Origin of the sequence: uncultured Piscinibacter sp. (assembly GCF_937952055.1) — a bacterium.
Taxonomy (GTDB): domain Bacteria; phylum Pseudomonadota; class Gammaproteobacteria; order Burkholderiales; family Burkholderiaceae_C; genus Piscinibacter.
In genome coordinates, this window is sequence record NZ_CALFYO010000013.1 from 1 (window position 1) to 25,323 (window position 25,323).

At 66.7% G+C, this 25,323-nt stretch carries 21 protein-coding genes and 1 tRNA gene; 7 read left to right on the forward strand and 15 right to left on the reverse strand.

Going from position 1 to position 25,323, the window contains the following annotated elements; translation table 11 throughout:
* Positions 1–280 precede the first annotated feature (280 nt).
* The 7 genes from Q0599_RS04920 to Q0599_RS04950 form a co-directional block, all read right to left on the reverse strand.
* Positions 281–1,450, reverse strand: coding sequence for a ribonucleotide-diphosphate reductase subunit beta (locus Q0599_RS04920; RefSeq protein ID WP_298826493.1), 1,170 nt, complete (start codon positions 1,448–1,450; stop codon positions 281–283).
* 110 nt (positions 1,451–1,560) lie between these two features.
* Positions 1,561–4,428: a ribonucleoside-diphosphate reductase subunit alpha gene (locus Q0599_RS04925; RefSeq protein WP_298826494.1), complete on the reverse strand. Its 2,868-nt coding sequence runs from the start codon at positions 4,426–4,428 to the stop codon at positions 1,561–1,563.
* A 414-nt stretch (positions 4,429–4,842) separates the two neighbouring features.
* Positions 4,843–5,442, reverse strand: a complete 600-nt coding sequence (gene ampD / locus Q0599_RS04930) for a 1,6-anhydro-N-acetylmuramyl-L-alanine amidase AmpD (protein ID WP_298826495.1) — start codon at positions 5,440–5,442, stop codon at positions 4,843–4,845.
* 13 nt (positions 5,443–5,455) lie between these two features.
* Entirely contained in the window at positions 5,456–7,000 is a 1,545-nt protein-coding gene (locus tag Q0599_RS04935; RefSeq protein ID WP_298826497.1) for a sigma-54 dependent transcriptional regulator, read from the reverse strand.
* On the reverse strand, positions 6,997–8,892 hold the full coding sequence (locus tag Q0599_RS04940) for an ATP-binding protein (protein WP_298826499.1): 1,896 nt from the start codon (positions 8,890–8,892) through the stop codon (positions 6,997–6,999). Before Q0599_RS04940 ends, Q0599_RS04935 begins: the two co-directional genes overlap by 4 nt.
* A 30-nt stretch (positions 8,893–8,922) precedes the next feature.
* Complete coding sequence (locus tag Q0599_RS04945) at positions 8,923–9,162, reverse strand: PP0621 family protein (RefSeq protein WP_298826501.1); 240 nt, start codon at positions 9,160–9,162, stop codon at positions 8,923–8,925.
* 12 nt (positions 9,163–9,174) lie between these two features.
* The gene (locus tag Q0599_RS04950) at positions 9,175–9,993 is read right to left on the reverse strand and encodes an inner membrane protein YpjD (RefSeq protein WP_298826504.1); all 819 of its coding nucleotides are present in this window, start codon (positions 9,991–9,993) and stop codon (positions 9,175–9,177) included.
* Between the two features lie 47 nt (positions 9,994–10,040).
* On the opposite strand from Q0599_RS04950, the gene ffh reads away from it, so the two are divergent.
* Positions 10,041–11,414, forward strand: a complete 1,374-nt coding sequence (ffh, locus tag Q0599_RS04955) for a signal recognition particle protein (protein ID WP_298826507.1) — start codon at positions 10,041–10,043, stop codon at positions 11,412–11,414.
* Positions 11,415–11,487: 73 nt separating this feature from the next.
* Positions 11,488–12,198: a DUF2726 domain-containing protein gene (locus Q0599_RS04960; RefSeq protein WP_298826510.1), complete on the forward strand. Its 711-nt coding sequence runs from the start codon at positions 11,488–11,490 to the stop codon at positions 12,196–12,198.
* A 23-nt stretch (positions 12,199–12,221) separates the two neighbouring features.
* Here the strand turns inward: Q0599_RS04960 and ftsY are convergent, their stop codons facing one another.
* Entirely contained in the window at positions 12,222–13,232 is a 1,011-nt protein-coding gene (ftsY, locus tag Q0599_RS04965) for a signal recognition particle-docking protein FtsY (RefSeq protein ID WP_298826513.1), read from the reverse strand.
* Positions 13,233–13,295: 63 nt separating this feature from the next.
* Between ftsY and Q0599_RS04970 the strand changes: the two genes are divergently transcribed.
* Both Q0599_RS04970 and Q0599_RS04975 read left to right on the forward strand, forming a co-directional pair.
* Positions 13,296–13,372 (forward strand) — tRNA-Met (locus Q0599_RS04970).
* Between the two features lie 107 nt (positions 13,373–13,479).
* Positions 13,480–14,412, forward strand: a complete 933-nt coding sequence (locus Q0599_RS04975) for a hypothetical protein (protein ID WP_298826516.1) — start codon at positions 13,480–13,482, stop codon at positions 14,410–14,412.
* On the opposite strand, the gene Q0599_RS04980 is transcribed toward Q0599_RS04975, so the two are convergent.
* Together Q0599_RS04980 and Q0599_RS04985 are read right to left on the reverse strand one after the other, a co-directional pair.
* The gene (locus Q0599_RS04980) at positions 14,369–14,977 is read right to left on the reverse strand and encodes a DNA adenine methylase (RefSeq protein ID WP_298826519.1); all 609 of its coding nucleotides are present in this window, start codon (positions 14,975–14,977) and stop codon (positions 14,369–14,371) included. The genes Q0599_RS04975 and Q0599_RS04980 overlap by 44 nt on opposite strands.
* Positions 14,974–15,210, reverse strand: coding sequence for a hypothetical protein (locus tag Q0599_RS04985; protein ID WP_298826522.1), 237 nt, complete (start codon positions 15,208–15,210; stop codon positions 14,974–14,976). Before Q0599_RS04985 ends, Q0599_RS04980 begins: the two co-directional genes overlap by 4 nt.
* Positions 15,211–15,555: 345 nt before the next feature.
* Between Q0599_RS04985 and Q0599_RS04990 the strand changes: the two genes are divergently transcribed.
* A complete protein-coding gene (locus tag Q0599_RS04990) occupies positions 15,556–16,659 on the forward strand; it encodes a site-specific integrase (RefSeq protein ID WP_298826525.1) in 1,104 nt (367 codons plus the stop codon).
* 686 nt (positions 16,660–17,345) lie between these two features.
* On the opposite strand, the gene Q0599_RS04995 is transcribed toward Q0599_RS04990, so the two are convergent.
* From Q0599_RS04995 to Q0599_RS05005, 3 genes are all read right to left on the reverse strand, one after another.
* Positions 17,346–18,200 carry a ProQ/FINO family protein gene (locus tag Q0599_RS04995; RefSeq protein ID WP_298826528.1) on the reverse strand — a complete coding sequence of 285 codons (855 nt, stop codon included), beginning with the start codon at positions 18,198–18,200 and terminating at the stop codon, positions 17,346–17,348.
* Positions 18,201–18,985: 785 nt separating this feature from the next.
* A complete protein-coding gene (locus Q0599_RS05000; RefSeq protein ID WP_298826531.1) occupies positions 18,986–20,002 on the reverse strand; it encodes a hypothetical protein in 1,017 nt (338 codons plus the stop codon).
* Positions 19,999–21,345, reverse strand: coding sequence for a VWA domain-containing protein (locus tag Q0599_RS05005; protein ID WP_298826534.1), 1,347 nt, complete (start codon positions 21,343–21,345; stop codon positions 19,999–20,001). The genes Q0599_RS05000 and Q0599_RS05005 overlap by 4 nt, the downstream gene beginning before the upstream one ends.
* Positions 21,346–21,464: 119 nt before the next feature.
* On the opposite strand from Q0599_RS05005, the gene Q0599_RS05010 reads away from it, so the two are divergent.
* Positions 21,465–21,731: a hypothetical protein gene (locus tag Q0599_RS05010; RefSeq protein ID WP_298826537.1), complete on the forward strand. Its 267-nt coding sequence runs from the start codon at positions 21,465–21,467 to the stop codon at positions 21,729–21,731.
* Positions 21,725–22,285 carry an HD domain-containing protein gene (locus Q0599_RS05015; protein WP_298826539.1) on the forward strand — a complete coding sequence of 187 codons (561 nt, stop codon included), beginning with the start codon at positions 21,725–21,727 and terminating at the stop codon, positions 22,283–22,285. Before Q0599_RS05010 ends, Q0599_RS05015 begins: the two co-directional genes overlap by 7 nt.
* Before the next feature lie 828 nt (positions 22,286–23,113).
* Here Q0599_RS05015 and Q0599_RS05020 read toward each other — a convergent pair.
* Complete coding sequence (locus Q0599_RS05020; protein WP_298826542.1) at positions 23,114–24,178, reverse strand: N-acetylmuramidase family protein; 1,065 nt, start codon at positions 24,176–24,178, stop codon at positions 23,114–23,116.
* 54 nt (positions 24,179–24,232) lie between these two features.
* Entirely contained in the window at positions 24,233–25,321 is a 1,089-nt protein-coding gene (locus tag Q0599_RS05025; protein ID WP_298826544.1) for a hypothetical protein, read from the reverse strand.
* Between the last annotated feature and the right edge of the window lie 2 nt (positions 25,322–25,323).

Here is a 25,323-nt window from a genome sequence, read left to right on the forward strand (position 1 = left end):
GGGGCCTTCTTCGCCGCAGCCTTCTTCGCCGGGGCCTTCTTCGCCGCAGCCTTCTTCGCAGTTGCCATCACAGTTCTCCTTGATCAAGTTAAAAAAGAACCACGCCCCCTCGCCTTGAGGCCGAGGCAACGTGGCCATCCATCGCCCGAGGACTGTCCAGGAGGGACGCCCCGATCCGATGAATCCACCGTGGCCCAAGACGCTGCTTCTGCGTCAGACATCCCTGGCCCACCAATCTTGATCTCTCGCACTGACCTGAGCGACTGCGACCCGGGACCCTTCAATCCCAGGACAACGCTCCACCCGACTGGTACTCGATCACGCGGGTCTCGAAGAAGTTGCGCTCCTTCTTCAGGTCGATCATTTCGCTCATCCAGGGGAACGGGTTCTCCTCGTTGGGGAACAGTTCCTCCAAGCCAATCTGAGTCGCACGGCGATTCGCGATGTATCGCAGGTAACCCTTGAACATGGAAGCGTTCATGCCGAGCACTCCGCGTGGCATGGTGTCCTCGGCATAGCGATACTCGAGTTCGACCGCCCTGAGGAACAGCGCCTTCACGTCGGCCTTGAACTCCGGCGTCCAAAGATGCGGGTTCTCGAGCTTGATCTGGTTGATGAGGTCGATGCCGAAATTGCAGTGCATCGACTCGTCACGCAAGATGTACTGGTACTGCTCCGCCGCGCCCGTCATCTTGTTCTGCCGACCCAGCGCCAGGATCTGCGTGAAGCCCACGTAGAAGAAGAGTCCTTCCATCAGACAGGCGAACACGATCAGCGACTTGAGCAGGCGCTGGTCGTTCTGCGTCGTGCCGGTGCGGAAAGCGGGATCCATGATCTGCTCGATGAAGGGCAGCAGGAACTCGTCCTTATCACGGATCGAAGCGATCTCGTGATACGCATTGAAGATTTCACTCTCGTCCAGACCCAGCGACTCGACGATGTACTGGTACGCGTGCGTGTGGATCGCCTCTTCGAAAGCCTGGCGCAACAGGAACTGGCGGCACTCCGGCGCCGTGATGTGCCGATAACTGCCAAGCACGATGTTGTTCGCCGCGAGAGAGTCCGCAGTGACGAAGAAGCCAAGATTGCGCTTGACGATGCGGCGCTCGTCCTCGGTCAGCCCGTTCGGATCCTTCCAGGTCGCGATGTCGCGCGACATGTTGATCTCCTGCGGCATCCAATGATTGGCACAGGTCGCCAGGTACTTCTCCCAGGCCCACTTGTACTTGAACGGCACCAACTGGTTGACGTCGGTCTGACCGTTGATGATGCGCTTGTCGGCTGCCTTGACCCGGCGCGCATCAGCAGCAATTTGCGCCGTAGTGATGTCAGCGGCGACCGGCGCGGCTTGGAAGACGTGCTCCTGCACGCGCAACGCGGATGCTTGTCCCTGCGCGTTCACCGCGCCTTGTGATCTGGAGGGCTTAACTTCGTCGTCCCAAACAAGCATGTTCTCTTCCCAATCTTTTCAATTATCCGAATGTTGCATCGAAACACCAAGCACTTCTTGACTTTTGGGCCGAGTGCTTGTTGCTGTCCCGCATCGAATCGCCGCTCGATTCACTGACACGCTTCACAGGTCGGATCGTCGATCGCGCAGAACTTCACGTCGCTCGCAGCCTCCGCGTGCGACGCCGAGGCTCCCGCCAGCAGACCGCCATCCGCATGGCTCGACACCGCATTGAGATTGCCCGCCTTCACCGTCGACTTCTCCGCGTGCGTGGCGCCCACGGTTCGCAGGTAGTACGTCGTCTTCAACCCGCGAAGCCAGGCAAGCTTGTAGGTCTCGTCGAGTTTCTTGCCCGATGCCCCGGCCATGTAGATGTTGAGCGACTGCGCCTGGTCGATCCACTTCTGGCGGCGCGCCGCCGCCTCCACCAACCATTGCGCCTCGATTTCGAAGGCCGTTGCGTAGAGCGACTTCAGATCCTCGGGCACACGATCGATGCGGCGCAGCGAGCCGTCGAAGTGCTTCAGGTCCATCACCATCACGTCGTCCCACAGACCCAGCGACTTCAGGTCGCGCACCAGGTATTCGTTCAGAACCGTGAACTCCCCTGACAAGTTGGACTTCACCGACAGGTTGCCGAACGACGGTTCGATCGAGGCACTGACGCCAATGATGTTGGAGATCGTCGCCGTGGGCGCAATCGCCACACAGTTGGAGTTGCGCATGCCGTACTCCGAAATGCGCGTGCGCAACGCTTCCCAGTCCATCGACGTGCTGCGATCGACCTCGACATAGCCTCCGCGCTGCTCCTCGAGAAGGTTCAGCGAGTCCAGCGGCAGGATGCCGCGGTCCCACAGCGATCCCCGGTAGCTCGAATAGCGGCCGCGCTCCTGCGCCAACTCGGTCGAGGCCCAATAGGCGTGGTAGCACACCGCCTCCATCGAACGATCGGCAAACTCCAAGGCGGCCTGCGACGCATAGGGCATGCGAAGCTCGTGCAGCGCATCCTGGAAGCCCATGATGCCGAGCCCTACCGGCCGATGTTTCAGGTTGGAGTCACGCGCCTTCTTCACGGCGTAGTAGTTGATGTCGATGACGTTGTCGAGCATCCGCATCGCTGTCGCCACGGTCTGCTTCAGCTTGGCCTGATCGATCCTGCCGTCCTTCAGGTGATGCGCCAAGTTGACCGAACCGAGGTTGCACACCGCGATCTCGGTGTCGCTGGTGTTCAGCGTGATCTCGGTGCAGAGGTTGCTCGAGTGCACCACGCCCACGTGCTGCTGCGGCGATCGCACGTTGCAGGCATCCTTGAAGGTGATCCAGGGATGCCCGGTCTCGAACAGCATCGAGAGCATCTTGCGCCACAGGTCGTTGGCCGGCACCCTCTTGAACAACTTGATCTCGCCGGTCTGCGTCTTCGCCTCGTAGCGCAGGTACGCGACCTCGAACTCCTTGCCGAACCTGTCGTGCAGGTCCGGACAGGTGGAGGGCGAGAACAGCGTCCAGTCCCCCCCCTCCACGACGCGCTTCATGAACAGGTCGGGAATCCAGTTCGCCGTGTTCATATCGTGCGTGCGGCGGCGGTCGTCGCCTGTGTTCTTGCGCAGTTCGAGGAACTCCTCCAGGTCGAGGTGCCAGCTTTCGAGATACGCACACACGGCGCCCTTGCGCTTGCCGCCCTGGTTGACGGCAACTGCAGTGTCGTTGACCACCTTCAGGAACGGCACAACGCCCTGGCTCTTGCCGTTCGTGCCCTTGATGTGGCTGCCCAGCGCACGCACGTTCGTCCAGTCGTTGCCCAAGCCACCGGCGAACTTGGACAACAGCGCGTTCTCCTTCAGCGCCTCGTAGATGCCCTCGAGGTCGTCCGACACAGTCGTCAGATAGCAGCTCGATAGCTGCGAGCGCCGCGTACCCGAGTTGAACAGCGTCGGCGTGGAGCTCATGAAGTCAAAGCTCGACAGCACTTCGTAGAACTCGATCGCGCGCGCCTCGCGGTCGATCTCGCCCAGCGCCAGACCCATCGCCACTCGCATGAAGAAGGCCTGCGGCAGCTCGATGCGCGCCTCGTCGACATGCAAGAAGTAGCGATCGAACAGCGTTTGCAGGCCGAGGTAGTCGAACTGCAGGTCACGGTCGGCCTTCAGCGCAGCGCCGAGCTTGGCGAGGTCGAACTGCAGCAGCCTTTCGTCGAGCAATTCGGCCTGCACGCCCTTCCTGATGAATCCCGGAAAGTACTCGGCGTAGCGGCTGTGCATCTGCTCGTGCGTCACCTCCTCGCCGAGGATCTCGCGGCGGATGGTGTGCAGCAGCAGTCGCGCGGTGGCCCGGGTGTAGCCCGGGTCCTTCTCGATCAGCGTACGCGCCGCGAGAATGGCCGCCTTGTGCACCTCGCCAATCGGCACACCGTCATACAGGTTGCGGCGCGTCTCGGCGATCACCGGCTCGGCCTTCACGTCGGCCCCCAGCCCGGCGCATGCCGACTCCACCAGCGCCTGCAAACGACCGAAGTCCAGCGGCACGCGCTGTCCATTGTCGGTGACATGCAGCACCGGTTCGGCCGGCACGGCACGCTGCACCTGCCTGGCGCGCTCCTGGGCGCGGCGCTCACGGTACAGCACGTAGGCGCGAGCGACTTCGTGGTGGCCACCACGCATCAGGCCGAGTTCGACATGGTCCTGCACGTCCTCGATATGGAAGGTTCCGCCACCCGGACGCGAACGCAACAGGGCGCGCACCACCGCCTCTGTCAGCCCATCAACCGTCTCGCGCACGCTGGCCGACGCAGCGCCTTGCGTGCCGTGCACGGCGAGGAATGCCTTCATCAGCGCCACGGCGATCTTGTTGGGCTCGAAAGCCACCACGGCGCCGTTGCGGCGAATGATCTGATAGCCCTGGTACGCCGACGCTGCCGCCGACGTCGACGGGGCGCGCAAGCCGGCAGCTGGCGTGGACGTCGGGACATGAATGGCTTGCATGGCTTCCCCTGTGTTGGTCGTGGGCAGAGTTTCGATGGTCATGGGCGAGGGCGACAGGAAGGAGGACCGCCCTTCAGGGGCGGTCGCAATTCGACATGGCAGATGAGCTCGGCGCACGCTGCTCGGCCACACTGCCAACCGGGAGGCCGGCAGCGGACGACGGGGCGAGCACGGCGCTGTGGAGGAGGAATGAGCATAGCACGGCGACACACTATATCTAGGGTCCTCCTGGCCTTCAAGCACTAGCGATAGCGTGCAAGCGAGCTTGCCAGTTCGTCTCCGAGTTGCTAGCGACTGCTGCGCGCGCTGCGAGAACCCGGCCCTCCCGGAGCCGAGGGCGCACGCCTGCGCGCTCGTCGACGCATTCAGCGCGCCAGGCTGCGCCGCGGTTCTCGCCGACGCTCGGCGTGCACGTCAGCCTTCGCTGTTGCGTCGTGTTGCACTCTCGGGAAAGTCCCAATCGGTCACGCCGGCCGCCAGCGACAAGGCCCGCAGCCTGGCCCAGTCGAAGGCCGGGCCCGGGTCGCCCTTGCGACCCGCGGCGATGTGCTCGTGTCCGGCCACCGCCTCGATCGGATAGCGCCGCGCCAGGCCGCCCGCAAGGGAAGACAGCGACACGTACTGGGCCTCCTCGAAGGCGTCGCCTTCGAGGCCCTCGAGCTCGACGCCGATGGAGTAGTCGTTGCAGTTCTCGCGCCCGTGCCACGACGACACCCCCGCGTGCCACGCCCGCCGATCGCAGGACACGAACTGCAGCAGCGAACCGTCGCGACGGATCAAGAAGTGGGCCGACACGCGCAGCCCACGGATCGTCTCGAAATACGGATGCGCGCGCCAGTCGAGTCGGTTCGTGAAGAGCTCTTCGATCGCATTGCCACCGTAGACGCCGGGTGGCAGGCTGATGGAGTGCACGACCAGCAGCGACACCGCCGCACCTGGAGGACGACGCCCGCAGTTCGGCGAAGGGCAGCGCCGCGCCGGCGACCACCACCCGCGGAACCAGCGCGGCCTCACGGCGCGCGCGGTCTCAGTCGCGATCGGCCCCGACACCGTCGGTGCCGACGTTGACGCCCAGCCGCGCCATCCGATAGCGCATCTGCCGCAACGACAGTCCGAGGCTTGCACCGGCGGCCGTGCGATTGAAGCGATGACGCTCCAATGCCCGCACCAGGATGTCCCGCTCGACTTCGTCGAGATGCGCGGCCAGGTTGCTCGGCAGGGCCTCCTCGACGGGGATGGCCACCACGGGCGGAGGGAATCGGGCGGCTGGTTCGTCGCGGGCCATGGCGTCGAACGATTCCGCCTCGCTCAGAAATGGCTCTCCCACCTCCGACTCCGGCAGGCCGAGGTCTGCCACATCGATGGTCTCGCCGCCGGACAGCGCGACGGCCCTGTGCAGAAGGTTCTCGAGTTCGCGCACATTGCCGGGGAACGAGTAGCGCGCGAGGTGCTGCAACGCCTCGCGCGTGAGCCGCGGCGGCGGCGACACCCCGGCATCGTGAGCGATGCGCTCGAGCACGCGCTCACTGATATCCGGCAGGTCCTCCAGCCGTTCGCGCAGCGGCGGCACGCGGATCTGGATCACGTTCAGGCGGTAGTAGAGGTCCTGGCGGAACTTGCCCGCGTGGACCTCGGCGCCGAGATCCTTGTGCGTGGCGCTGAGCAGCCGCACATTGACGGCCTGCTCGCTCACCGCGCCGACCGGCCGCACCGAGCGCTCCTGGATGGCACGCAGCAGCTTGCTCTGCATCGACAGCGGCAGATCGCCGATCTCGTCGAGGAAGAGCGTTCCGCCGTTGGCAGCCTGGAAGAAGCCCTCGCGGTCCTCGGCCGCGCCGGTGAACGCTCCCTTTCGGTAGCCGAAGAACTCGGCTTCCAGCAACTGCTCGGGGATGGCGCTGCAATTGACCGCGATGAAGGGCTGGGCAGCACGCGGGCTGATCTCGTGGATGGCACGGGCGACCAGCTCCTTGCCGGTGCCCGACTCGCCGTTGACCAGCACCGGCGCCATGCTGCGCGCCACCTTCTCGACCAAGGCTCGCACCTGCTGCATCGCCGCCGAATGTCCCGCCATGCGTCGAAGGGCGATGCTGACCGGTGCCGTGGGCGCTGTCGGCGCTCGCGGGATGCGCGCCTGAGGCAGCGTGCCATCCTTCGACGGCAGCGTCGACGGGTCCATCGTCGGCACCGTGGGTCCGCCGCGGCCGAGCGCCGAGGCGACCACGGCGCGGAACTGTTTCAGGTCCACCGGCTTGGTGAGGTAATCGTAAGCACCGGCCTTCAACGCCTCCACGGCATTCTCGGCCGAGCCGTAGGCGGTGATCACGATCGCCTTCTCGCGCCGGCCGGCCTCCTCCAGCCGCCGCAGCAGGTCCAGGCCGGTGCCGTCGGGCAGGCGCATGTCGGTGATGACGGCGCTGTAGGTGCGGTCCTTGAGGTGCATCCATGCTTCCTCGACCGTGGCTGCCGTCTCGATGTCGTAGCCCTCGCGCAGCAGCGTCAGCTCGTACAGCGTGCGCAGGTCGGGCTCGTCATCGACGACCAACAGGCTGAAATGCGAGGCGGAAGTCATGAGGTCAAGTGCAGTCGGGCTTCGGTGTCGGTCAGCGGCATGCGGCGCATCACCACGAAGAACTCGTTGCAGTGCGGGTCGCCGCCCGCCCGGGCCCGGTAGTCGATGCTCGCGCCGTAGCGCTCGCACAGCTCGCGGCAAATATACAGGCCCAGCCCGGTGCCGCGACTTCGCGTGGAGAAGAACGGTTCGAAGAGGTAGCGCTCCACCTCGGGCGGAATTGGCGAACCGTCGCTGGCCACGCTGAGGAAGGCCCGCGACTCGTCGCGCGAGTCCAGCCGCAGCATGACGGCGCCTGGCGCGCCGCTGGCGTGGCGCAGCGCGTTGTCGAGCAGGTTGACGAGCACGCGGCGCAGATGCTCGGCGTCGAAGGCCACGCCGATCGGCTGCGGCGGCAGTTCCACGCGCAGCACGCTGTGCTCGTCGAGCTTGATGCCGGCCGCGCGAGCCCAGTCGCTGCACACGGCGGCGACCAGTGCGGTGGCGTCGATCGCACGCAGATCCTGCACCTCGCCCGGCGCCACCTCCATCACGTCGTCGACGATGCGCTTGAGGCGATCGACGTTGTCCGCCACCATGCGCGTGAGCTGGCGCTGCGACGCGTCGGTGGCGTCCTCGGCGAGCAAGGCGTTGGCCTGGGCGATCGCCGCCAGCGGATTGCGAATTTCATGGGCGATGCCCGCCGACACTCGGCCCATCGCTGCAAGCTTCTCCTGGCGGCTGCGTGCCTGCATGTTGCGCACGTCCTCCAGGAACAGCACGCAGAAGTCTTCGCTCGCCTGTGCCGCCTTGTGGCGCGTGAAGCGCACGCGCACCCGCAAGGTGCGGCTCGAGCCCGGCTCGAACTCGAGCGTGACGTCGCGCCCGGCTTCGGGCCAGCTCGACTCGATGAAGGCCTGCTCCACCGTGCGCACCAGCCCCGACCACGCCTCGACGCCGCGCAGCTGAAACGGTGCCGGGCGGCTCATGCCCGAGGGTGCGAGCAGCCGTCGCGCCGCCGGGTTGGCGGCGCGGACGCGGCCGCGGCGGTCGACGACGAGGATGCCGTCCTGCATCTCCTCGATGACGAGGCGATTCAAGGCCGCCTGCTGGCGCGCCATTTCCATGTTGCCGCGCGCGGTGAGCTCTTCTCGCGCGAGGCGGCCGGCCAGCTCGCCGGCCAGCACGGTGATGACGAAGAAGCCGCTGCCGGCCAGGGCCGCCTGCGCCATGAGCTGCGTCATGCTGCCGCCGGCCCCCGCATCCAGCCAGGCGGTAACGAGCAGCATCATCGCCACGGCCGCCGCGGTCGCGAGGGCCAGCGGTCGGGGTGTGAGCACACCGGCCATCAGCACCGGCAGCACGAGCAGCGCCACGTAGTTGAGGTTGGAGCCCGGAGCGAGCATGTGCAGGGCACTGAAGGCGACCAGATCGATGCCGATCGTCGACAGCCACGGCGCACCGAACACACGCGCCAGCGCCTTCGGCTCGACGGTGCGCCTGCGTGGCAACAGCCACAGAATGAGCGCCATCGTTCCATAGGCGACGCTGACGAGCGCGGCCTCGAGCGAGGGCCTCGCACCGAACAGCCCCGTGATCGCCTGCGCCACCACCAGCGCAACGCCGAGCGCCGCCCGCGCCCCGATGAAAGTCCGGTAGATGCGGTCGAAGGCCGTCTGGCCGGCGCTGACGATGCGCTCGGCCTGTCGCGAGAACAGCCGCGAGTCCAGGGTCGAAGCTGCCGGGCGCGTCGAACTGTCCGGCGCCGACGTCACCGTGGCATCGTCGGGCGAGACCTGCGTGTCCTCCGCGGATCCGAAGGCGCCGAACCAGGACTCGTCGGCGGTGGGTGCCCGCCGCTGGGCGCGCCGGTCCCCGACGCGTCGCTCGCGGTTGCGCGGTGCTTCGCTCATCGGCACCCCCGGGGGCTGGTGGCCGACCCGTCAGCCCGCCGGATGTTGCTTCTCGTACTCGGCACGATGGGCTTCCCCGCAGAACATGCCGCCGCGTCCGGGCAACGCCTCGTGCTGCGGCAGGTGCACACCACACTGCCGGCAGGCAACCATCGGCTGGGCGCGCGCGTCACGCCGGGGTCGCGAGGGCGGAGGCTCGCTGCGGCGGCGCGAGCCACGCAGCAGCCACACCAGCAGCAGGATGGCGGCAATGAGCAGCAGGTACTTCATCGGCGTCTGCTCTCAGTTCGCCGGCCCGCGCTGCAGCAGGATTTCAAGCACGAAGCGCGAACCCACGTAAGCCAGCAGCAACAGGGCCGCACCGCCGTACAGCCAGCGCGTGGCCAGCGGGCCACGCCAGCCGAACGCACGTCGGCCCGCAAGCAGCGCCGCGAACACCACCCAGCCCAGCATGGAGAACACCGTCTTGTGGTCCCAGCGCCAAGGCTGCGCGAACCAGGCGCCGAGCAGCAGCGCCGCCGACAGCACGACAAAACCGGCGCCGACGAAGCGGAAGGTCAGGCGCTCCAAGCGCAGCAGCGGCATGCCGGTCGGCGGCGCGGCAGCATGCTGACGCATCTGCTGCTCAGCGCGATTGAGCATCGCGCCGTGCAGCACCGCGGCACCGAACAGTCCGTAGGAAGCGATGCCCAGCACCCAGTGCAGCGGCGCCCAGCGCGACACTGCGTTCGGCCGCAATTCGCCCGGGAAGACGAATGCCAGCAGCACCGCCGCCGCGCCGAGCAGCGCCAGCGTGCGCCGCACGCCGGCCAGCGGGACGAAGCGGCTCTCTACCGCGTACACCGCCAGCACCAACCACATCGTCACCGACAGCGCCGGTGCGAAGCCGAATCGCGCGCCGGTGTGATCCACGCCGATGCCGCTGATGTCGACCGCGATGGCCAGCGCGTGGATCGCCCAACCGGCGAGCAGCGCATTGCGGGTCGCGGCCTCGCGCACCGCGGGCAGGAACGCGGCGACCGCATAGGCCACGAGCGCCGCCAGCGTGGGCACGGCCAATGCCCAGCCCGCGGGCGCTTCGGGACCGAACGATAAAATCATGCTCACAGTGTACTTTCGCGCTCCCGGGTCTCGGGCTGCGCCACAGCATGGCTTCCACCCTCACCGAACGCCTGAGTCGCGCCGTCAAGACGATGCGTGGCCAGGCCCGCATCACCGAGAGCAACGTGCAGGACATGTTGCGCGAGGTGCGCATGGCGCTGCTCGAGGCCGACGTCGCGCTGCCCGTGGTGCGCGACTTCATCGCGCGCGTGAAGGAAAAGGCCCTGGGCGCCGACGTGGTCGGTTCGCTGACGCCGGGCCAGGCGCTGGTGGGCATCGTCAACCGCGAACTCGCCGCCACCATGGGCGACGGGGTGGCCGACATCAACCTCGCCGCGCAGCCTCCGGCGGTGATCCTGATGGCCGGCCTGCAGGGCGCCGGCAAGACCACCACCACCGCCAAGCTCGCCAAGCACCTGATCGACAAGCGCAAGAAGAAGGTGCTGACGGTCTCGGCCGACGTCTACCGTCCGGCCGCCATCGAGCAGCTGAAAACGGTCACGAAACAGGCCGGCGCCGAGTGGTTCCCGTCGACAGCAAACGACAAGCCGCTGGCAATCGCCCAGGCCGCGCTGGATCACGCGCGGCGACACTACTTCGACGTACTGCTGGTCGACACCGCCGGTCGCCTGGGCATCGACGAGGCGATGATGAAGGAGATCGCCGAACTCCACGCCGCGCTGAGCCCGGTCGAAACACTCTTCGTCGTCGATGCGATGCAGGGCCAGGATGCGATCAACACCGCCAAGGCTTTCAAGGAGGCCCTGCCGCTGACCGGCATCGTGCTGACCAAGATGGACGGCGACGCGCGCGGAGGCGCGGCGCTGTCGGTGCGCCAGATCACCGGTGCGCCGATCAAGTTCGCCGGCACCAGCGAGAAGATCGACGGCCTCGAGGTTTTCGACGCGCAGCGCCACGCCGGCCGCATCCTCGGCATGGGCGACATCGTCGCCCTGGTCGAGGAGGTGCAGAAGGGCGTCGACGTCGCTGCCGCGCAGAAGCTGGCGGACAAGGTGAAGTCGGGCGACGCCTTCGACTTGAACGATTTCCTGATGCAGATCTCGCAGATGAAGAAGATGGGCGGCCTGTCGGGACTGATCGACAAGCTGCCCACCCAGATGACAGGCGGCAAGACGGCCAATCTCGGTCAGGCCGACATGGATCGGGCCGAGCGCGACGTGCGCCGCATGGAAGGCATCATCTGCTCGATGACGCCGCTGGAGCGCCGCAAGCCCGACCTCATCAAGGCCACGCGCAAGCGGCGCATCGCTGCCGGTGCCGGCGTGCAGGTCCAGGAGGTGAATCGCCTGCTCAACCAGTTCGAGCAGATGCAGGGCATGATGAAGAAGATGAAGGGCGGTGGCCTGATGAAGATGATGAAGCGCATGGGCGGCATGAAGCTGCCGGGCGGTCCGCGCTGAGCGTCGTCCGCGATGACGCCTGCACGGCGCCGCGTTATGCTGCCCCCCTCAGAATGTATGTCGAGGAAGGTTGATGCCTGATTGGGCTGTCGCGGCGCTGGCCGTGATCGTGGTCTTGCTGTTGACCGTGCTGTTGCGCCGCCGCTCGCGGCCCGGCGGCCGGGGCGCCGAGACGAACCGGCTCGACACCGTGGCCTCCTGGCCACCCACGGCCACGCGCATCCTGACCAGTGCCGAGCGGATGGCCTACAGCACGCTGGAGCGAGCTCTGCCTGGTTACATGATCCTGGCGCAGGTGCCGCTGGCGCGCTTTCTGAAGGTGCCGACGCGCCATTCCTACGCCGAATGGCTGCGCCGCCTCGGCACGCAGTGCGCCGACCTGGTGGTCTGCGACATGGCCACCGAAGTGCTGGCGGTGGTGAATGTGCAGCCGCCGGCCGGCTCGGAGAGCGAACGCTCGCGCAAGCGGCTGAACCGCATGGCGCGCGTGCTCAAGGCCGCAGGCATCCCGATGCACGTGTGGACCGACAACGCCTTGCCGTCCGTCGAGGCGACGCGCGAAATGATCATGCCCAAGGTTCCTGCAGCGGCGGCGCCATCCGTGGCGGCGCCAGTGGCCGACACCCGCCGGCGTGCCTCGCGGCCGACGCCGTTCGACGACTCGCAGCGAGACTCGACGCAGGACGAGCGCATCGAGATGCGCGAGCCGCCGCCGTCGACCTGGTTCGACGAGTTCAATACCGGCGCGGCGCCGCTGTCCGGAAGCGACAAGCGCGATCGCTGAAACGCGCGACCGCCTCTGCGGGATCAGCCGAGCAGCGCCTGCGCGAACTCCTGCGCGTCGAAGGTCTGCAAGTCCTCGAGTTGTTCGCCCACGCCGATGAAGTAGACGGGCAGCGGCCGTCCCCGACCACGGTTCCACAGCGCCAGCGCGGCGAGCACGCCTCCCTTGGCGGTGCCATCCAGCTTGGTGATGATGACGCCGGTCAGTTGCAGCGCGGCGTCGAACGCCTGCACCTGTGACAGCGCGTTCTGCCCGGTGTTGCCGTCGACGACCAGCAGCACCTCGTGCGGCGCGCCCGCCTGCGCCTTGCCGATGGTCCGGCGGATCTTCTTCAGTTCCTCCATCAGGTGCGCCTGCGTGGTCAGGCGACCGGCAGTGTCGGCGATCACCACGTCGCAGCCGCGTGCCTTGCCAGCAACCACCGCGTCGAAGGTCACCGCCGCCGGGTCGCCACCTTCCTGGCTGACGATTTCGACGCGGTTGCGGTCGGCCCAGGCAAGCAACTGCTCGCGTGCGGCGGCGCGGAACGTGTCGGCCGCGGCGAGCAGCACCTTCTGGTCGGCCGCGGCCAGGTGGCGCGTCAATTTGCCGATGCTGGTGGTCTTGCCCGCCCCGTTCACGCCAACGACCATGATCACCGTCGGCGACTGCTCGCCCAGCCGCAACGGCTGCTGCAAAGGCTCCAGCAATTCGGCCACCGCCTCGGCGAGAAGCGCCTTCACCGCCATCGGCTCGGTGGCCTTGGCCTCCTTGACGCGGCGCTTCAGATCATCGAGCAGGAATTGCGTGGCCGCGACGCCGGCGTCGGCCATCAGCAGAGCGGACTCCAGTTCTTCGTAGAGCGCGTCGTCGATGCGCGTGCCGGTGAAGACCTGCGCAATGCCGCTGCCCGTGCGGCGCAGACCCTGGCGCAGCCTGGCCAGCCAGCCACTGCGCTCGCCGCTCGCCTCCGCAGCGGCAACGGGGGTGATGGGCAGGACGGGAGCGGGAACCGCCGGGTCAGGCGCGACCTTTTTCTTGAAGAAGCTGAACATCGGGGGGACTGGAGGGGGTGCCGCGCAAGCGGGAACCGGAGCCGCGTTATACTCGCGGGCTCAGGCGCTTTAGCTCAGTCGGTTAGAGCGACGGAATCATAATCCGCAGGTCCGGGGTTCGAGTCCCTGAAGCGCCACCAATCATCAGAAAAGCCCGCGTCAGCACTCGCTGAGCGGGCTTTTTTCTTGGTGCCCCTAGTGAGCCCCTCGGTGAGCCACTTTTTCCCCGCGAGGGCACGAGGGCGCCATGCACAAGCTCCCGAACCTGTACCGCAACAGGCTGGGCACTTACTACCTGCGCATCAAGATCAACGGCCGTGAGATCAAGCGCAGCTTGGGCACCAAGGAGCCCGCGCTGGCAAAGAAGGCCGCCTTGGCTTTCGCCTTGGCGAAGGCAGGCGGAACCATTGCCCTGGTGGATCGGGCAGCAGGCGGTGGCCCGTGCGCGGATCACGACCGCAAACAAATAGAAACATTTTCCTTCGCCGGGAGCGCGAAAAACTTTGGTTCAGCGGTCGTACCTATGGAGGTACCCACTCCAAGGCCGTCCGCCATGCTCAACCTTCCTGCGATCCTGTCCAAGTTTGACGTCGTGCTGCCGAACGGCATCAAGCTCATGGGCATCGACGACGACATCGAAGCCCGCCGTGCCGCGACCTTCCTTCGCGATGTGCTCAGCACGGCTGGCAGCGGCGAGCGCGACTACACCGCAGCCCTCGACGACGCCGCGCAGGCTGCGCGCATGGTGTCAGCCTCCCATGCCCCTGCTGCTGGCAAGAGCAAACCGTTCAGCAAAGTCGCCGCCATGTACATGGCTGAAAAGCAGCTCGACAACGGCCGCAAGACGTTGGACGACAAGCAGGCCACCTTTGACACCTTCGTCGAACTCTTCGGCGACATGGACTTCAACACCATCGCGGCCGAGCAAGCCGTGGCGTACAAGCAGCGTTTGCTGGCACAGGTGCTGTCCATCGTGCGCATCAACAGCAAGCTGAGCCACCTCAAAGAGCTGTTCCGCTGGGCCATCAACAACGGCATGCGCCACACGGGCAACCCTTTTGAGGCCATGCGCGTCAGCACGAAGGGCAAGATCAAGCAGCTGACCAAGAGCTATATCCCGTTCACCGACGAAGACCTCAAGGCCATCTTCGATCCCGCACGCGCACACCACTGGCTTTGAGCTCGCGGCAACGCATAGCGATCTTGTCTTGCGATTGGCTGGTCCACTTGGAGAGGAAGCAGCCAAACGTGCCCGCGATGTTGGCCACACGATTGAGCGCTCCAAAGAGGTCTGCAATGAGCAGGCGCTCTTCCACTTCATCAATGGTTCCGGCCTCCACCCACTCACCGATCAATGACCGCATCGCATCGATGCGCGCTGCGTTCTCTTGGGTGAAGTAGCGCCGTTCAAGGCCACACGTGTCCGTCGACGCGGGGCTGTACTCGCGCCACATGAAGCCGTGCTTGGGCTTGGCAGCATTCAGCTTGGCGATGGCCTTGGCATAGCCCCCGAGCTTCTTGAAAGCCGCCTGCTCTGTGCTGATGAGGCGTGCTCCTGCGGAAATCACTGCAGAGTGCAGGCTGTCGTTGATGCGCACGTTCCAGCCGAGGTCAGCCGCAGCCTCAGCCACCACCCCCGTGCCACAGAAGGCATCCACAAAGAAGGCACCCTGTTTGGGGTGCCTCATGTAGGCCGTGATCTGATCGATGAGTCGAGACTTCGAGCCGATGTAGCGGAAGGTCATGCCACAGCTCCCACGTGCGCCCTACGGTCTGCACGCGCCCGCTTGTGCGCAGGACGAGTAGTTTTTTGGCCAATGGGAACGATGCCCTTTCGGTCGCAGTAGTCTGCCAGCAGCACTTCCAGCATGTTCACCATGCTGCGTTGCTCGTGGTCTGCGGCCTCTTTAAGCACCTGCTTGAAGATTGGCGAGACCCGCAGGTTCAGGGTTTCGCTCTTAGTGTCATTGAATCTCATGGCAGCCCAGCGTTTGTCTGTGCAACTGCGTTAATGTACAGACATCCAGTACCGCTCACTAGCATCGTTGCCCCGAAGGAGCACGATTCACTGGTAGACCGGAGCCCAGTTGGGTCACAAGCGCGCAACTTGGTCCCGCGAGGCCGGTGATACACTTGTTGGACCGATCAACACCAGCTCCCGGTCGGGAAACTTCGGGCCTAAGTTGTTGATTGCGTTGGAGCTTTTGGGGTGTCGTCTGAGGCTCCCTGAAGCGCCACCAAATTCCAGTCGGGACGGGCCGTTCCAGACTCTCCACCTAGTCCGCCGGTGAAAAAGGCGGGCAAGTGTTGATGGAGTCTGACCATGAACGGTATCTTCGAGTCCGTCGGCGATGTAACTGCGCCCGCCAGCGCTGCACCGACACCCCGCCGGCAGGCCGCTTCGGCCACCGGAACTCACGACGGTCGTGTGACCATCCGCGAGTTCATTCACGTCTACATGGCCGAGTACGCCGGCCGCGCACAGCGGCTGGAGTACTGGGCGACGACGCTCGGCGACATCCCCCTGGGTGAGCTCGACGACGACCATGTCTTTGACGCCCTGGAGGCGCTGGCCAACCGGCGTGGCCGCTACTTCGCCGGCCACGATGCGCTGGGGCAGCGCATCCTCAAGGCCAAGAAGCAGCGTCTGGCGCCGGCCACGGTGAATCGATACCAGGCTGCCCTGTCCGCCCTGCTCTCCTGGGCCCAAAGGCGGCGGATCGCCCCCAGGAACTCGACGAACCCGTGCCGGAGTCTCGAGATGCGGCCGGAGCGCAACGAGGTCGTGCGATTCCTGGATGCACCGGAGCGCGACGCCCCTATCGCTGCATGCAAGGCGTCTCGCTGGCCAAAGCTCTACCTGCTGGTCCTCATGGGACTCACCACCGGCGCCCGACGCGGCGAGCTCAAAGCCCTGCGCTGGCAAGACATCGACCTCGAGCGCGCGGAGGCGAGCGTTCATCGCTCCAAGAAGGGCGATCGAAAGACCTTGGTGCTCATCCCTGCCGTCGTCGAGGAGCTGAGGAAGCACCTTGGCGGGGATCGAGAGCTCCTTTTCGCCTCCAAACGGCGACCCGACGTGGCCTTCAACTTCGAACCCGCCTGGGAGAAGGCACTGGCGCTGGCGAACATCAAGTCGTTCCGGTTCCATGACCTGCGCCACTCCTGCGCATCTGCACTTGCGCAGAACGGGGCAGGTATGCGCTCAGGTCCTGACTTAGGAGGTTGCGCTGTTTCCATGGATCCGGCTCGCCAGTTTCAACCGAGAAGGTGGCGAAGAAGCTTTGTACGTTGCTGCCGGCTGACGCGGCGTACCGTTTCAGCAAGTCATCAGTTTCACGGTGCCGCGGCGCTGTCGATCCCGCAGCAATATCGGCCAACGCTTCAAGAACGGCTCCATCCATGGGCCTGTTCGTCAGAAAAGTGAACTGAACCTTCTTCGCCAGGACGTCCAGGCCAAGCGACGCCTCCAACTCCTTGAAACGCCCTGCGAAGCCCTCGATGGTTCCTTTGAGGCCGCTTGCAGTCCAGGGGGCGTGCGCGTGCCTAGACGAGTGTTTGAGCTGCACACAGCGGATGGACTTTGCCGCTTTGACATCCTCGCTCCCGTAGTACAGGCCGACGTCAATGACCTCGTCTCCGACGCTCGTAGATGCGTCCCCCTCGTCCAGCGACGCGCCTTCGATCGCCACTGCCACCAGGCCATGCGCTCCGGCAAGCAGCCCGAGGCATTGCCGGGCGGCCCGTTGTTAGTGGAACTGGTCGCCGCTCCTGGATGGACCTACAGAACCTTGCTTCGCCATACCTTTGGCGCTCCCTGCATCCGTCTTTTGGCGGAGCTTACAAGCCCGGGCTGTCGTCGGCGGACCTGCCTGCGGTCAACTCCCTACGTCGGGCGCTGTGGGGCCGCTTTCAGGCGTCGAGCTTGGCAAAGTGAAGGACCGCACCCGCTGCATTGCGATAGCTGTTCGACCTCCATCTTGTCACCAGTGCTGGCGCCAACCAGTTTGAGGTAGAGCGCGAGTGTCCTCCGGGGACCCAGGCAATTTCCGCTGTACTTGCCGATGGAGGTCTGGATGGTGAATGGGCCCGATACCTGCGGCGCTGGGGCCATCACCGTGAGCCACGCTCCTGCCGCGCCAGGGTCAAGAGCGCGTCCAGGGCTTCCTCGCTCAGTCCCTTCAAAGCCCCAAAGTTCGCCTTCGAAAGTGGGCTCTGCTCGAAGCTGCGCAGCAGCAATGCGCGCTGGTGGCGAGCCTCGGCCTCGGCAGCCTGCTCGGGAGTCAGCGGCAGGGCCGGCGCGTTGACGGGCTCTTGTTCATGTGCACGGGCAAGTTTCCGCTCGGGCAGGGGCTTGTGCGGGCGCCGCGGCGCACCGGAGCCAGGATCGCCGGGCCGGCCGGAGCTTCGTTGTACGTCAGGTTGGGGCGGTCGGGAGCGCCGTTGCGCTTGGCTGGGCTGAGATGGCCGCGGAGAGCGGTCCGGGCGATCGGAAGTACCGGGCTGCACCGAGCGTGCGCCGCGAGTGGCAGGCCGCTCGCCGGTCGCTGGCGAAGCGGACTGCGACACCTCCGCCTGCTGCGAAAGGAGTGGCGGTCGGGCCGGCCGCAGCGGTCGGGCGTCATGGCGCGAAGCCCGGGCCGCCTCGCGCCCCGCTTGTTTCTTTGCTTCGACGATGGCCCGGCGCCGCTCGAGTTCCACGCCCGCAGCATCGCGGTGTTCGGCCGTAATTTCGCCGACCGGCTGGCCGTCGAGGTCGCTGCGTGTCGCGCCCTCGGCCACCAGGGCCCGCAGGTAGGCGGTCCCGGTGGTGTAGCGCTGCAGGAAGATTGAGAGTGCCTTCTTGGTGAAGACTCCTGGCGCCCGTTGATGAATGTCGGCCTGGATGCGAAGCTTGATCGGCTTGATCACGCCCGCACCGAACAGCGCCGGGAAGTGCATGGCCAGCAGGCGCGCGGTGTCGGCCACGCTGGGTTCGAGCCGCGACGCCGGTGCGACAGTCGCCGCGGGGGCAGCTGGCGCCGCCTCGCTCGGCGTGCCCAGCGTCGCATTGGGCGGCGGGCCCGGAGCAGTCTCGGGAATCTTGGGGATGTCAGGCATCGGAACGAAGCAGGTCGGTCACCGGGGCTTTGTAGCCGGGCCACGTATTGTCGGCCCACGGCCCCATCCCTGCAGCCACGTCGGGGGCACCGAGACCAGGGCAACGATTCTCGGCGTGGGCTCGACCGGGTGGGTGGACGGACCGAAGCCGCGGCCTTTGGCGAGCGAGCAGTTGTTGGGGGGTAGGCGGCCACACCCCGAGCGCCAGCCGCGATTCCAGGTTCGGTCAGCCGTGTGAGCCCTGGTCAGGCCTCTGAACGGTAGCGATGGGATCGACACCTTGAGTTCGGTGGTCGTGACCTACGGACTGCAATCGCCGCATTCGTGTCACCGAAACCGCGACGCCGGACCCAAGAGCGTGGCGGACTGGGAAGCGTCGAGGAGGCATCGGCATCAAAGTTGACCCTCGGATGATTGATCCGACGGCCACAGGTGCTGAGATCCTTCCAAACGGCTGGTGTAGCCCCGCCCCGATCAGTCGCTGAAGCTCGATTCGAGAATGTTCTTCGTCCGTTCTGCAACGCAAGCAGTCCTTCGCGTTAGCGCGCTTGGCGGCCCATCGCCCCAAGGCTGGATATCGCGTGCACGCTCTGCTGGCTCTGCTGGCTCTGCTGGCTCTGCTGGCTCTGCTGGCTCTGCTGCGAAACTCCCGCTCACTGGAAGCGCTCGACCAGCCTGTGCAACCCGCTGCGCAGCGAGCCGTGGCTGAAGATCGCCACGTCCAGCCCCGCGTGATCGACCCGCCGCAGCGCACGCTCGAGTGCAGCATCGATCCACGCCTCGTCATTGCCGAAGGCGCCGACCCCGAGGCTGGTCAGGAACACGGTGCGCGGCTGCCCCTGCGCCGAGCGGATCGCCGCTGCCAGCAGCGTGGCCTCGTAAGCCGCCTCCAGCACCAGCATGGCGAACGGCTTCCAGATGGCCGGCGCGATGGTCGTATACGCCACGGGCAAGGCGGAGCAGAACGCCTGCGTGACGAACTGCGCCTGTGCTGGATCGGCGTCCGTGACCTCGACGTCATGATGCAGGCCGATGCGCAGCCGCGACCGCAGCCCGTCGCGAGTGGCTTCATCGGCGCGCCCCAGCATGTCGCCGATGGCCGCCAGACCCTCCGGCGTGCACAACGCATAGCCATTGCGCATCGTCCACAACGAGCGCACGGGCCGGCGCAGCGCGGCCGACAAGGCCTCGCCCAGCGGCGCCAGCGCGTCGAGTTGCCGCTGCCGCGTCTGCCCCTGCTCACTGCCGATCGGCACCAGGTAGTTGCGGTAAATCGTGGCGGCACCCGCCGCGATGGCGCAGGCCGGCCCCTGGGTGCGGTCGTGCATGTAGCGCGTCACGCCCTCTTCCGGGCTCACCGACGGGCCGGTCATCTCGAGCAGGTTGAACTGCGAGGCCACCTGGAAGAGCGCTCCGGCATGGACGGGGTCGCGGTGCAGGGCGCGGACGTCGCCGATGACCGCCCGCAGCTTCGTTCGTGCTGCGCACTGAAGCAAGGCCGACGCCCGAGCGCGCAGGTCGGCCAGGCTCGGCAGTTCGAGCCGACCGACCGCGTACCGCCGGTCGTGAGCGTCCGACACGAGCCGGCCGTCCTCGACGGCGAGCCTGGCGCGCGTGGCCTCGTAGTCCGCTTCCTTGAAGCCGGTGATGCGTTCGAACCAGTCCGTCACTGCCGACCTTTCCCCTGCGTGGGCTTGCGCCGAAGATACGACGGCTTGGAGGTCGATTCGTCGACCGCCGAGAAGTGGATCTGCTCGTCCTTGTCGCTGAGCCGGTAGTTCATGCTGCTCGCGGAATACAGCGCCTCCTTGCGCAGCCGCTCGCGCGAACGGCTGGCGGCAGTCTGCTTCATCGACTCCAGCACCGCTGCCAGCCATTCGTGGCCGCCGAAGCGCCGCTGTGCATCCTCCAGCATGCGGTCGACTGACGACCAGTCGCCCTGCCCTGCGGCATGGCGCATCTGCTGCAGCACGGCCGACGCCTCGATCTCCGCCAGCCGCTGCGCGACCAGCGGATCCTCGGGCAAACGCGCCCAATCGGCGAAGGTCAGCACGGGCAAGGTCAGCCCGACGCGCTCCAGATCGATGGCCGTCCCGTCGGACTCCAGGCCTGCGACCCGCACCTTCAGGACCGAGACCGACGAACCGATCGTAGATGCCTGGGACGCGGGGACCCGCACGCGCACCACGGCCCAGGCTTCGGCGCCCCACGCCAGATCCGCGAGTCGCCACCCCGCCGCGGTTCGCGGCAGGTCGTTGAGCATCTCGGTCTGCACGCCGGCGGGCGCCTGGAGGCTGATCTGGAGATCACTCAGGCACAGGTTGCCCAGCAGATCGAGCTCGCGCTGGAACGGCTCCGCCAGGTCCTCGGCGGTGTCGCCGTAGTAGCTGTTGCCCGCGCCGGCGCGGGCCATCGCCACCATCAGCTCCTCGTTGAAGTGGTTGCCCAGCCCGTAGGTGCTGGTGGTGATGCCGCGGGCAGCGAACTCGCTGCATTGAGTCGCGATGGCTCGCGGGTCCTGCAGCCCCTGGTTGGCCGCTCCGTCGGACAGCAGCACCACGCGCTTGAGCCCGCTGCCGGCCACATCGGCCAGCGTCTCCGCGCCCTCGCGCCAGCCGCCGTGCAGATCGGTCGAGCCACCGTCGTGGACACCGTCCAGCGCCCGGTGCAACGCCGTCCCGTCGCCACGCGGCACGGCAGGCCAGAGCCGGCGCACGCAGTCGTCGAACTCGACCAGAGAGACGCTGTCCACGGGGCGCAGGCGGTCGACCACCATGCGCGCGCAGCGGATGGCCTCGGCCAGCGGCTGGCCGGCCATCGAGCCGGACTTGTCGATCACGAGCGCCAGGGCGTGCGGCGCACGGTCGGGGAACTGCCCTGCGGGCGCGTCGGGCGCCTGCACGCGCACGAGCACATCGACGGTGGTGTCCTGCCCTTCGACCAGGCCGGCTCGCAGCGGCTGGAGGAGCACACGGGTGGACAAGGCGGCGGGCACGGGAATGGTCTGGGTCATGGGGCACCTCCTGGGTTGGGTGATTCAGTATCGGAGGTGGGTGGCTCATGGCATGAGCCATCTGGATGCCAGGATGGCGGTGTTCAGACTTGTTTGGATGTCCAAGAAAGGAGCGACTCATGGCAGCAAGCCCGGCCCGCCTGGTGGCGGCGGCAAAGCACCTTCTTCGCATGCAGGCCCTTCGGCAGCGAGAGATCGACGAGGGCGTTCCGCCCCACCGGCGGCTGAGTGCAAGCGAGCTGGTGGAACGGACCCGCGATCCGGCGGACAAGCTCATCACGAGCCTGTTGCTCAATCGCGAGTTCCTGTCGGAAAACCCGGATCTTCCGGAGAGCATTGCCGATCGCGCCATCCGCAAGGCCAAGCAGGGAGGCGCCTCATGCTGACCCAGCGATATGCCGATGCCCTGCAGCTCGCCAGGAAGCTGCACGACGGGCAGTTCCGCAAGGGAACGATGATTCCCTACGTGTCGCACCTGATCGCCGTGTCCAGCCTCGCGCTCGAGCACGGGGCGAATGAGGACGAAGCCATCGCGGCCTTGTTGCACGATGCAGTCGAAGACGCCGGCGGCAAGCCGACGCTGGCCTTGATCCGCGCACGGTTCGGTGAGGCGGTGGCCGACATCGTCGAGGGGTGCACCGATTCCTACGAGGAGCCCAAGCCGGACTGGAGGCCGCGCAAGGAAGCGTACCTGGCGCATCTGGCCCAGGCGTCGCGGTCGGTACGGCTCGTGTCGGCCTCCGACAAGCTGCACAACGCGCGATCGATCCTCGCCGACCTGCGCGTGCAAGGGCCATCGCTGTGGACGCGCTTCAGGGCCGGCAAGGAGGGTTCGCTGTGGTACTACCGCGCGCTGGTTCGGGCCTTCGTGTCCCACGGCCGCACCGCGATCGTGGACGAGCTCGACCGAACCGTCGGCGCGATCGAAGAACTTGCCTGACGCACGGTGAGGGTCGTTTCAGTGAGCGCGAAACCTGCACGAGTCCGCAGATCGGATGGCCAAGTGTCCGCAGACTGCTTCGCAGCGTTAGCGGTCAGTGGCGGGTCCCGGGCTCGAGGACTGATCTACGCCGCATCTCCGTCATTCGGGTCAGGCCCATTCGACGGGCCCCAAAGGGTGCAGATCCTGTCCGGTGCCACAGCCGCAAAGCGGTGGCCCTGTTGTCGCGCAAGTTCGATGCCACGCAGAGCTACCCCAGCGATTGCGCGGGCGCCGTTCGCAGACCGCGGAGACGTCGCACCTGAGCAGTGCCTGATCTGGTTGGCGACTGCAATCCCAGCAAACAAGCCCGAGTTTTCGACTCGCTCAGGTAGTAGCGGCCGATCGCGCGCTTGAGCATCTCGGGCACAACGATGCTTGCTGCGAGCGCGTCGGCGAACGGCACCGCAACCGCCGAGCCGGTCAAGACAAGTCGGCCGCATTCGTTGTCTGCCAGCTCGCACTATGTGGCGTTGGTCTCCACCTGCATGCGCCTGCGCTGCTCACCCGGCTCAGTGCTGTTGGTCAGGCCGGCCCTCGCCTGACCCCAGAGCAGCGTCACCAGCCCGACCCGGTAGCCGCCTCGCGAACCGCCATGGCGTGGAAAGGGCAACAACCTCCCGAGCGAAAGGATGGTCGTGGTCCACGGCAAACCCGCGGGTGGGAACGCTTGTCGTCCGCTCCGAAGCGACTTGCCCCCGACAAGGCGGCACCCCCGCCGCACGGTCTCGATCACGGCATTTCGGCGGTGCGCTCCGTGCGTCGTCGATCGAGCGGCGCCGGCGGGTCTCAGCCCTTGGCGGCGAACTGCGCGTAGGCCTGGGCCATCTTCGTGTCGTAGCTGAACTCCTTGTAGCCCGGTCCGTTGTAGCCCCGGGCGACGTCGTCCCACTTGCGGTTCTTCAGGCCCCGGTGGATCAATGGGTTGGCACGGATGAAGCGAACCAGCGCGCGCAGGTGCCCGGCGGGCGACGCGAACATTTCGGCGACGAACGAGCGCACGTCGGGGAAGCCACTGCTCTTGTAGTTCTCGCCGAGGATCTGAAAGGTGCCCCACGAGCAGGCCTTCAGTGCGGCGTCTTGGTCGAGCTGGAACGCGCGCGCAAGCTTGGTCCACTGCGAGTCGGGGCTGCCATAGTTGCCGCGGCCGTAGCCGGTAGGCGCCGAGATGTCGGGATGCTCGGCGTTGAAGCGTCCCTTGGGCGAGCAGCAGCGCGCGAAGACCTGGCGCTCGTAGAGGATCTTCGGCCGACCCTGGGCGTCGAATCCCGCACCGCCGGACTCGACCTTCGCGATCGCCTTCAGCGCGGCCACCTCGATGCCGAGTTCCTGCGCGGCTTCCGCGGCGCGCTCTTCGGTGAGCGGTTCGTCGCGGCGCATCGCGAAGAACTCGCCGAGCACGGTATTGACGTCGACACTGTCGCTGGCACCTCTGCTGGCAAACTCGTCCGGGGGCGAAAGCTTCTCCAGCTGGCGCGCCGGGTCGTAGCCCAGGCCGGCAAGGGTCTTGCGCGGTGCTCGCTTCGTCGGCGCCTTGCGCGCGGCGGGCGTCTTCCCGGCGATGACCTTCTTCGGGGCGACCTTCTTGGCTGCAACCTTCTTCGCAGTGACCTTCTTGGCGGCCACCTTGCGGGCCGCCTTCTTCGCCGGGGCCTTCTTCGCCGGGGCCTTCTTCGCGGGTGCCTTCTTCGCTGCCGCCTTCTTCGCCGGGGCCTTCTTTGCCGGAGCCTTCTTTGCCGGGGCCTTTTTCGCTGCTGCCTTCTTCGCGGCTGCCTTCTTCGCGGCTGCCTTCTTCGCTGCTGCCTTCTTCGCCGGGGCCTTCTTCGCCGGGGCCTTCTTCGCCTTCGTTGCCATGGTCGTGCTCTCCTGTGTTGTCTCGTGGTGGGAACAGTGTCGGTCGTCGTTCGTTCACGCGGCCGCCGTGGCACGCCAGCGGCCGCCACGCGCCTCCAGCCGCACGCCGCCCGGGGCTTCGGGCTCGACGACGCTGCAGCGCCACGCGTTCAGCGGCGTCGCCGCCCAGCGCGCCGAGTGCTCATTCGCATGGTTGAACCAGATCGTGTGGCCGCCCGGGCCCTCGCACACCGTGCGGGCGATCGCCTCCTCGTCCGGGTGGTCGAACATCGCGCCGTTGGTGCTGACAACGTAGTGCTGTGCACGCACCGTGCGCAGCAGCGCCGTCGTGATGTTCGCGCGGCTTCCGTGGTGGCTGAGCTTGAACACGTCCACCGGCAGCGGCAATGGTTGGCCGCGGTGCGCGGCCAGCGCCTCGAGCGCCGCGACGAGCACCGGCGCGTGCGCATCGGCGGCGAGCAGCAGCGAGGCGCCGGCATGTTCGAGCAGTAGTGCGATCGACGAGCCGTTGGCCGGCGCTCGGTCCAGCGGCGTCTTGCGGTCCGCGAGTTCGGCGACGCCCGGCTGCACGAGTCCGCGTGAGGCGTGCCGCGGCCGGACCCGCGGGCGCCGGCCGAGCTTTGCCAGCTCGCGCTCCCAGACGGCGAACAGCGTCTCGAGCCCCTTGGCCGTCGGCGACAGCAGGGTCAGTTTCGGCGCATGCGGCCCGGCGGGCACTTCGACGAATGGGCGCTCGACTGGCGTGACGGCAAGTCCGCCGTGCCATGCCAGGTTCCACGGCAGCGCCCGGCCAGTCGCGCGCAGCAGCGTTGCCAGCGCGGCACCTTCCGCGACGCCGCGGGTCGGTGGCGCATTGAACCAGACGTCGCCGAAGTCGAGGCCGAGTTCGCGGTCGTCGAAAAGCTGCCTCGTAGCGCCGATGTGGTCGTGGTCGATGTGGCTGATCACGGCGAGGTCGATCCGCCGCTTGCCGTCCGCACCGAGCGGGACTGCCGCGAGCCGCGTGCGCAGCATCGGCCAGCTCTCGTCGGGCCCGGTGTCGACCAGCATCCGCCACGGCCGGCCGTCGACGCTGCAGGTGACCAGCAGCGCATCGCCGTAGCCGGCGGGCAGCGCTTCGAAGAGGAGATCGGGGGCGGTCATCC